The organism is Streptomyces sp. NPDC001858, assembly GCF_053594615.1.
The window spans coordinates 296,159-306,671 of the sequence record NZ_JBSFEV010000011.1; the positions used below are offsets into that span (position 1 = coordinate 296,159).

2 protein-coding genes are annotated in these 10,513 nt (G+C 73.1%); both read left to right on the top strand.

Annotated features, from left to right (window positions below; all coding sequences use genetic code 11):
• The first annotated feature begins 17 nt into the window (after positions 1-17).
• A complete protein-coding gene (locus tag ACWCPF_RS19250) occupies positions 18-8,915 on the top strand; it encodes an amino acid adenylation domain-containing protein (protein WP_451046226.1) in 8,898 nt (2,965 codons plus the stop codon).
• A 215-nt stretch (positions 8,916-9,130) separates the two neighbouring features.
• Positions 9,131-10,417, top strand: a complete 1,287-nt coding sequence (locus ACWCPF_RS19255; RefSeq protein ID WP_451046227.1) for an MFS transporter — start codon at positions 9,131-9,133, stop codon at positions 10,415-10,417.
• The last annotated feature ends 96 nt before the right edge of the window (positions 10,418-10,513 follow it).

Here is a 10,513-nt window from a genome sequence, read left to right on the forward strand (position 1 = left end):
GACCACAGGAGACAGCGATGGGCACGAACCACGAGAACACGCAGCCGCAGGACGATCCGGAGCGGGCGGCGGCGTTGCGTCGGGCACTGCTGCGCAAGCGGCTGCAGGGGCAGGCCGGCGCGTCCCGGGCCATCGGGCGGCGGACCGGGACGGGCCCCCCTCCCCTGTCGCCCGCCCAGCACGGCATGTGGGTGATCGACCACTTCCTCCCGGACAACTCGGTCTACGGGATCGACCAGGTGATACGGCTGCGCGGCCGGGTGGACCGGGACGCCCTGGGCCTCGCGGTCGCCGACCTGACCGACCGGCACGAGGCACTGCGCACGACCTTCGCCGGCGTCGACGAGCCGTACCAGGTCATCCGGCCCCGGTGGACCGGCCGGCTGGAGGTCCGCGACGTGCACACGCTCCCTTCCGCGCAACGGAAGGAGGCGGCGGACCGGTTGGTGGCGCGGGAGCGCGGCCGCCCGTTCGATCTGCGTCAGGGGCCGCTGTTCCGGGCTCTGCTGGTGGTCGTCGGCCCGTCCGAGAGCCTGCTCGTGCTCACGATGCACCACATGGTCGCCGACGGCTGGTCGGTGGGCCTGATCGCCGCGGACCTGAGCGTGCTCTACCGCTCACGGCTGACGGGCGGTCCGGCACCGGCGCCCGTGGTGCTGCAGTACGGCGACTGCGCCCAGTGGCAGGCCGACCTTCGGAAGGCCGGAAGGACAGCCGAGCAGCTCGACCACTGGCGTGCCGAACTGCGCGACGTCCCGGCTGTACTGGATCTCCCCGTGAACCACGAGCGCCCGCCGCAGCTCTCGCACCGCGGGCACAACGCCCACCGCACGCTCACCCCGGAGCTCAGCCGTGCGGTCCGCCGGCTCGCGGAGCGTCATGGAATCACGCTCTTCACGCTGCTGCTCTCGGCCTTCGACCTGCTGCTGGGCCGGTGGTCGGGGCAGCAGCGGTTCGCGGTGGGGGCCGCGGTGTCCGGACGGACCACAACCGAGGCCGAGTCCGTGGTCGGCCTGTTCGCGAACACCGTCGCGATTCCCGCGGACCTCACCGGCGCTCCGTCCTTCCTGGAGCTGGCCACCCGCGTGAACGCCGCGGTTCTCGGCGCCCTCGACCACCAGGACGTGGCGTTCGAGGAGGTGGTGGCAGCCCTCGGGCTGCCCCGCGACCCCGCGCGCAACCCGGTCTATCAGGTGCTGTTCCAGTGCACCGAAGCCGGCGGGGACCGTTGGGACCTGCCGGGCCTGGAGGCCGAGCACGTCATCGGCGACACCCCCTCGGCCAAGGTCGACCTTCTTCTCTCGGCAGTGCACGGGCCCGAAACGGTGGAGCTCGAACTCGTCTGCGAGGCCGATCTGTTCGAGGCCGCGACAGGTCATCGGCTGCTCGGTCACCTGGTGACCGTCCTGGAGCAGGTCACCGCCGATCCGGCGCTGCCGGTGGCGGACGTCGCCCTGCTCTCGGCGGCCGAGCAGACGGTCATCACCCAGGAGTGGAACGACACCTTCCGCCCCTGTCCCGCCGACTCCACCGTGCCCGAGCTCTTCGCGCGGACCTGTGCGCGCGTTCCGGACGCCACCGCGCTGGTCGCCGGCACCGAGACCATGACGTACGCGGAACTGGACGCGGCGTCGAGCCGGCTGGCACGACTGCTCCAGAGCCGCGGCGTCCGGGCCGACGAGCCGGTGGCTGTGGCCGTACCGCGCTCCATCAGCCTGGTCGTGGCGCTGCTGGCGGTCCTGAAGGCGGGGGCCGCCTACCTCGTCCTGGACTCGGCCAACCCCGCGGAGCGCAACCGGGCCCTGCTGGCGGACAGCGAAGCCGGACTGCTGCTCGTCACCGGCGCGCCGGAGACCGAAGCGGTGCCGGCGCCCGACGGCGTCGACGTCATCGACCTCGACGATCCCGGGACGGCGGCCGAGCTCGCCGCGTTGCCCGCCACCGCGCCCGGCTGCCCCGCGACCCCGCACTCGCTGGCCTACATCAGCTACACCTCAGGATCGACGGGCCGCCCGAAGGGGGTCATGATCCCGCACCAGGGCGTCGTACGGCTGGTGCACGAGCCGGTCTACGCGCAGCTGGGCGAGGGTCAGACCCTCCTGCAGCTCGCGCCGGTGGCCTTCGACGCCTCCACGATGGAGCTGTGGGGCAGCCTGCTGACCGGCGCCGAGCTCGTCGTCGCGCCCCCGGGCCGGCTGGGCGTCGCCGAGATCGGCGCGCTGCTGCTCGAACACCGCGTCACTGTCGTGTTCCTCACCACCGGGCTGTTCCACCAGATGGCCGAGTACGGCCTGGACTCGTTCGCCCACCTGCGCTACCTGCTCACCGGCGGCGACGTGCTCTCGCCCGACGCGATGCGGGCCTCGCTGAACGCACACGACGGACTGACCGTCGTGGCCTGCTACGGGCCCACCGAGAACACCACGTACACCACCTGCCGGCCCATGACCGATCCCGGCCAGGTCGGCGCCCGGGTCACGCTCGGCCGGCCACTCCAGCAGACGACCGTCTACGTCCTGGACGAGCAGCTGAAGCCGGTGCCGGTCGGCACGCCCGGAGAGCTGTACACCGGCGGTGACGGGGTGGCCCGTGGCTATCTCGGCCGGCCCGCGCTCACCGCGGAGCGTTTCCTCCCGGATCCCTTCAGCAGCACCCCGGGGGCGCGGATGTACGCCTCGGGAGATCTGGTCCGGTACCGGCCGGACGGCTTGCTCGACTTCATCGGCCGGATCGACGGACAGGTCAAGATCCGCGGTTTCCGGATCGAGCCCGGCGAGATCGAGGCCCGGCTGCTCACCCACCCCGGGATCGCGCAGACCGCGGTGAATGTGGTGGAGGCGGTGCCCGGCCACAAGGCGCTGGTCGCCTACACGGCGCCCGTCGGCCCGTCCGCCGCGGAGTTGCGCGCGCATCTGCGGCAGGTGCTGCCCGAATACATGGTGCCGCAGGCGTTCGTGTCGCTGGACACGCTGCCGCTGCGGGCCAACGGCAAGGTCGACCGGCGTCTGCTGCCCGCCCCGGCGCCCGAACAGGCGGCCGACGCGGGTGACGGAGCCGCGCAGCCGCGGACCCCTGCCGAGCACGTCCTCTCGGATGTCTGGTCCCGGGTCCTGCAGCAGGACGGCATCGGCGTCCACGACAACTTCTTCGAACTGGGCGGCGACTCGATCCTGGCCATCCGGGTGGTCGCCGAGGCGGCCAAGGCGGGGCTGCGCACCGCTCCACGGCAGCTGTTCGAGCACCAGACCATCGCCGCCCTCGCCGCGGCGATCGACGAGCACGCCGACGCCCCGGGCGCTTCCGCGGCGCCTGCGGCGGAGCAGGGCACGGTGTCCGGGGCCGTCGAACTGACACCCGTCCACCGCTGGTTCACCGAGCTCGACTGGCCGCACCACCATCACAACCAGTCCGTGCGGCTGGCGTGGACGCCGGGTCCGGACGCGGAGCTGCTGGGCTCCGCGCTACGTGCCCTGACAGCGCACCACGACGCCCTGCGGCTGCGGCTGCGGCTGGTGCACGGCGCACCGGGCGGCTGGCAGGAGCACATCGCCGAGCGCGAGGACGGGGACCTGCTGCGCGTGGTGGACCTGTCCCGGACGCCGGCGGCGGACCGCGAGCGCGTCGTGGAGGAGGAAGCGAACCGGGCGCACGCGGCGTTGGACCTGGTCCGGGGGCCGATCATGCGGGCCGTCCTGTTCCGGGGCGGTGCCGACGCGGAGGACCAGCTGTTCTGGACGATCCACCACATCGCGGTGGACACGGTCTCCTGGAACGTCCTGCTGGAGGACCTGGGGACGGCCTACCGCAGTCTGACAGCCGGCCAGGAGCCCGTACTGCCGCCGAAGACCACCTCCTTCCGCGCCTGGGCCGACCGGCTGACCGCCCATGCGGCGAGCGAGGAGTTCGCCGCGGAAGCCGCCTTCTGGGAGGACGCCGCCCAGGACGCGGAACAGCTGCCCACGGACTTCACTCACGGCGCCAACACCGAGGAGACGTCCGCCGACCTCGTCACGGTGCTGCCCGAGGCCGAGACGGCCGCGCTGATCCGGGCGGTGCCGGCGGCCTACCGGACCCGGATCAACGACGTGCTGCTGACCGCCCTGGCCCGGACGCTGTGCGGCTGGACCGGGTCCCGGACCGCCTCCGTCAGCCTGGAGGGGCACGGCCGCGAGCCGCTGTTCGACGAGGTCGACCTGACCCGTACCGTGGGCTGGTTCACCACCATCCGCCCGGTCCATCTGTGGTTGCCGGAGCACGACGATCCCGCCGGGGACCTGAAGGCGGTCAAGGAGCACTTGCGGCGCTTCCCCCGCAACGGCATCGGCTACGGACTGGCCCGGTACCTGCGGCCTGACACCCGCGAAGCGCTCGGGCGTCGCGCCGACCCGCAGGTGAGCTTCAACTACCACGGAAGGATCGCCGGTTCGCAGCAAGGTGAGGAGGAGACGGCGGAACCGGCGTTGCGCCGGCTCGCCGCAGTCGGCTCCGAGGGCGCCGCCGCCGGCGTCCGTCCGCACCTGCTCGACGTCAACGCGGCCGTCATCGAGGGCGCGTTGCGCGTCCGGTGGACCTACTCCACCGAGGTGCACCGGTCCGAGACCGTGCAGCGCCTGGCCGAGGACTTCCTGGACCAGTTGCGCACTCTCATCGACCACTGCGCCTCCGGCGCGGCCGGGGCGACCCCGTCCGACTTCCCCCTGGCGGGGCTGGACCAGGGGGCTCTGGACAAGCTGCTGGCCGGCCTCGACGCCCGGCAGATCGAGGACGTCTACCCGCTGACCCCGCTGCAGACCGGGCTGCTGTCGCACACCCTGCAGCGGCCCGACCGCGCCGACTACGTCACTCAGCTGTCCTGGCGCATCGAGGGCGAACTCGACGCCCGGGCCTTCCTGGACGCATGGCAGCACGTCGTCGACCGGCATGCGATCCTGCGCACCACCTTCACGTGGGACGACGTCCCCGAGCCCCTCCAGGTCGTGCACCGCCGGTTCCCCCTCCAGATCGAGCAGGCGGACTGGAGCGGGACCCCGGAGCAGATCGACGGGCGGTTCGCGGACCTGCTCGCCGCGGAGCGGGCCAAGGGCTTCGACCTGGAGCACGCGCCCGCCCACCGCTTCCATCTCCTGCGCACCGGCGCCCGGAGCCAGCTGCTCGTGTGGCACAACCATCACATCCTGCTCGACGGCTGGAGCGTGGCCCTGGTCCTGGAGGAGGTGTTCGCCTGCTACGAGGCGATCCACGGCGAGGGCCGGCCGCCGAAGCTGCCCGAACCTGCGTCCTACCGCAGCCACATCGCATGGCTCCGGCAGCAGGACCGCGAAGCGGCCCGCGCGCACTGGCGGTCGGCCGTGGAGGGCGTCACCGGTCCCACGCCCGTACCTGTGGTCGCGACGGCCAAGACGGGCGCCGGGGCCGCGACGACTCGACCGCAGCGGCTGGCCGACGACGTCACCGCGGCCGTCGGCCGTCTCGCCCGCGAGAACAAGATCACCGTCAACACCGTCCTCCAGGCGGCCTGGGCGCTGACTCTGGCCCGGTACAGCGGAGAGAGCGACGTCCTGTTCGGCAACACCGCCACCGAGCGCATGTCCGGGGTGCCGGGGGCGGACCGCATGATCGGACTGCTCATCAACACCCTGCCCACCCGGGTGCGGGTCGACGAGAGCCTGCCGGTCGGCCGGTGGCTGCGCGAGGTTCACCCGCAGCTCACCGAGATCCAGCGGCACGGCCATCTGTCGGTGTCGGAGATCCAGCGCTTCACCTCCGTCCCGGGCGGGCAGCGGCTGTTCGACAGCATCCTCGTCTTCACCGACACCCGCGGCGTGGGCGGCCGGCCGGCCGGCGCGCTGGAGGTCGTCCCGTCCGCCGGGCACGAGCAGCCCGGCTATCCGCTGATGGTCCGCGCGGACCTGGCCGACGATCTGGTGCTGACGCTCAACTACGAACGGGGCCTGGTGGACCCGGACGCGGCGGCGCGGCTCCTCGGTCACTACGCGGGCCTGCTGGAGCAGCTGGCCGCGGCCCCGGACACCGCCGCCCTGCGCGACCTGCCCATGCTGTCCGCCGAGGAGCTGCGGGAGCTCGCCGCGGGGGGCGCCACCGCCGAGCCCGCACCGACCGGGGGAACCCTGGTGGACCTCGTCGAGGACCAGGTCCGGGCCGTACCGGAAGCGGTGGCGCTGACGGCCGACGGAATCAGCCTCACCTATGCGCAGCTCGACGCCGACGCGAACCGGCTGGCGCACCGGCTGCGCGCCTGCGGGGTCCGGGCCGGGAACCTGGTGGCGGTCCATCTCGAGCCCTCCGCCGAGACGGTGGTGGCCCTCCTGGCCGTCCTCAAGGCGGGCGCCGCCTATCTTCCGCTCGATCCCGCCTACCCCGTGGAGCGGCGGAAGTTCGTCCTGGAGGACTCCGGCGCGGTGCTGGTGCTCACCCACGGCGCGCTGCCCGCCGTCGCGGACTGCGCGGTCCCGGCGGTCCGGCTGGACGAGCCGTGGGAGGACCTGGACGCGCCGGACCCGGAGCCGCTGCCGCGCGCGACGCTCCGCGACCTCGCCTACACCATCTACACCTCCGGCTCGACCGGGCGGCCCAAGGGCGTGGGCATCGAGCACCGCTCGATCGTCCATCTGCTGTGCGCGGCCCGCGACCTGCTCGGCGCCTCCCGGGAACACAGCTGGCTCAACCTGACCACGATCTCGTTCGACATCGCGGCGGTCGAGATCTTCCTCCCGCTCATCACCGGCGCCAGAGTCGTCGTCGCGCCCCCGGGCACGTCCGCCGACCCGGACGCCGCTGCGGCGCTGATCCGTGCCGAACGCCCCACCCACATCCAGGCGACTCCGTCCGGATGGCGGGTCCTGCTCACCGGCGGGTTCCACGACCCCTCGGCGGTCGCCGTGAGTGTGGGCGAGCCGCTGCCGCCCGCGCTGGCCCAGGACCTCGCCTCGCGCTGCCTGCGGCTGTGGAACGCCTACGGGCCGTCCGAGACGGCGGTCTGGTCGACCGCCGAACCGCTCTCCGGCCCGGTCGCAGAGGTCACCATCGGGCGGCCGCTCGCCGGTGAACGCGTGCACGTCCTCGACGCCGGGCTGCGGCCGGTGCCCGTGGGAGTCCCCGGCGAGCTGCTGATCGGCGGACCTGGGGTCGGCCGCGGATACCTGGGCCGGCCCGGCCTGACGGCGGAGCGCTTCGTACCCGATCCCTACGGCGCGCCCGGCGAACGGCTGTACCGTACGGGCGACCGGGTGCGCCTGCTCCCGGACGGCAGGCTCGACTTCCTCGGCCGGATGGACCGCCAGACCAAGGTGCGGGGACACCGCGTGGAGCTGGAGGAGATCGAGGCCCGGCTCGACGAGCACCCCGGCGTCCGGCAGAGCATCGTGGTGGTGTCGGAATCCGGCGCCGGGATGTCCCACCTGGCGGCCTACGTGGTGCCGCGGGAGGGTCGGGCGCCCGACGAGACGGAGCTGCGCTCCCACCTCACCCGGCTGCTGCCGAACCATATGGTCCCCCACATGTTCGTGACGGTCGAGAAGCTGCCCGTCACCCCGAACGGCAAGATCGACCGCAACGTCCTGCACGCCCTCGAACGCGACCGCGCCACGGACGAACGCCCCTTCGTCGCGCCGCGCACCCTGGCCGAGACCGTCCTGGCGGCAGCCTGGGCCGAGGTGCTCGAAGTGGCACGGGTCAGCGTCCAGGACGATGTCTTCGAGCTGGGCGGCGACTCGATCCGCTCGCTGCAGGTGATGACCCGGGCCCGGGCGGCCGGGCTGCAGGTGACGGTGAGCCAGATCACCCGGCACCGGACGGTCGCCGCGACCGCGGCGGCCGCCGACCGCAGCTCACCGGCCGCGCCCATGCTCACCGTCGGGACCTTCTTGGACCGGCTGCGGCCCGACGGCGAAGAGCTGGTGGAGGTACTGGGCAGGCACCGCGTCCCCGGGGTCGGCGCGGCCGTCGTCAGGAACGGCAGGCTGCAGGCGATCTGGGCCGACGGCGAGATCCACCGGGGGCAGCCGGCACGGCTCACCGACAGCACCCTATTCCAGGCCGGTTCGGTCGCCAAGCACGTCACCGCCCTGCTGGCACTGCTGATGGTGCAGGAGGGGCTGCTCGACCTGGACCAGGACGTCAACCGGTACCTGGACCGGTGGCAGGTACCGGGCGCGCCCGGGCACGGCGCTCCCTCGCTGCGGGCCCTGTTGAGCCACACCGCCGGGCTGGAGGTGGCTCCCGGCCGGGCATTCGACCCCGAGGGCCCCATGCCGTCTCTGGAAGAACTGTTGGGCGGGAAGCCCGAGCGGCCACCCGTTCTGCGGACCGACGCGGTGCACATCGGCCGGTACCGCTACGCCAACACCGGCTACTCCGTCGTGCAGCAGGTGCTGGAGAACGTCGGCGGCAAGCCGCTGGAGGACCTGGCCCGCGAGCGGCTGTTCACCCCCCTGGGGCTGCACGGCACCGTGTTCTCGGCCCGGCCGCCGGCCGACCGGCACACCGTGGCCGTCGGCCACGACCGCCGGGGCCTGCCGCTGCCCGGCCGCTGGCGGGTGACTCCCGAACTGGCCGGCGCGGGGCTGTGGTCCACCCCGCGCGACCTGGCGGTCCTGGAAGCGGAGATCTGGCGCGCGGCGGTCGGGGAGGATCCCGTCCTGCTCGGGACCGACCTGGCCAAGGCGATGATCCATCCCGTGGCGCAAGGGGTCTACGGCCTGGGCACGATGCTCCGCGACACCGCGGGCGCCAAGTGGTTCGGCCACATCGGCGAGCCGACCGGCGCTCGGAGCTTCTCCTTCCTCGATGCGGAAGACGGCAGCGGCTTCGTCCTGATGCTCAACTCGGAGTCCGCGACCGCGGCCGTGCGGGACCTCCTCGGGCGGCTGCGGTTCGCCGAGGAACTCGCGGTCTGATCGCGGGCGTGGGGAGCCTCCATAGCCGGACGCTTCCCACGCCGTGGACGGCACTGCCGACCGGTACTGCCCAGCGCGGACCGGCTTCTGGGGACGTCGGGTCACCGGCGCCCATGTCCAGGGCGCCACCGCGAGCGGCGCGCGCCTCGCACCGCCTCGCACCGCCTCGCACCGCCTCGCACCGCCTCGCACCGCCTCGCACCGAGGAGTCCCCGATGAACGATCCGACCGCACGTCGACACCGATCGCTGCGCCCGCTCGGCGGCCTCCTGGTCGCAGGCTTCGTCTCCGTGCTCGGCACCTCGATGGCCGAGATCGCCCTTCCCTGGTTCGTGCTCAGCACCTCGGGCAGCATCACACACGCCGGGTTCATAGCATTCGCCGAGACCGCTCCCTACGTGCTTCTGCAAGCACTGTCCGGACCACTGGTCGACAGGGCGGGGGCACGCGGGACCTACCTCGCGGGCAACGCAACGGCCGCGGTGGGGCTCGGCGCCGTCCCGCTGCTGCAGCTCGCCGGGGAACTCGGCTTCGTCCGGCTGACCTTGCTCGTGGCCTTGGTCGCCGCGGCACGGGGAACCGCCGACTGCGCGGGCAACGTGCTGCTGCCCGGCGCCGCGGAGCGCGGGCGGGTCCCCCTCGTGCGGGCCGTCGCGCTGTCGGCCGGGGCCACTCGCATGGGTCTGATCCTCGGCGTGTCGCTCGCCGGACTGCTCATCGCCACGGCCGGCGCCACGGCGGCCATCGCGGTCAACGCGGCCGCGTTCGCGGTCGCCTCGACGCTGACCGCGCTCTGTGTACCGGCGACGCCGCGGCGCGCGAAGGAGCGGCAGCCACGGGTCGGGACCGCAGTGCGCGGCTACCGGTCGGAACTCCTCGAGGGACTGCGATTCCTGCGCGGGGACCGTCTGCTCCTGGGCATGATCACCCTGATCGCCGTGACCAATCTGCTCGACCAGGCGCTCAGCGCCGTCCTCCTCCCGGCATGGGTGAAGACCCAGCTGGACGACCCCAGGGCGCTGGGCCTGATCACCGGCGCCGTCGGCGTGGGAGCGGTGCTGGGCAGCGGGCTCGGCGTCTGGCTCAGCCCGAGACTGCCTCGACTGACGACATTCCGCATCGGCTTCCTCCTGGTGGGCGCGCCCCGCTTCCTGACGCTGGCCCTCTGCGCCTCGATCGCTCCGGTGCTCGCGGTGAGTCTCGCCGCCGGCATGGCGAGCGGACTGATCAATCCGATCATCGGCACGCTCCAGTACGAGCGGATCCCCCGGCACCTCCAGGCCCGCGTGCTCGGCGCGGTCAAGGCCAGCGCCTGGGTGGGCATGCCCTTCGGCGGGCTGCTCGCGGGCTTCCTCGCCGAGGCCGCCGGGCTGCGTGCCACCCTCGTCATCACCGGTGTGCTGTTCCTCGCCACGACACTCGTACCGTTCAGGCTGCGGTCCTGGCGGACGCCGGCCGTGGACCGGCCACCGGCCGAGCGCACAGTCACCGCCGTCAAGTGACGTTGCGGAAGCGGTTGATGGCGTCGATGTGCCGGGCGCGCTTCTCGTGGTCGCGCACGCCCAGCCCCTCCTCGGGGGCCAGCGCGAGGACGCCGA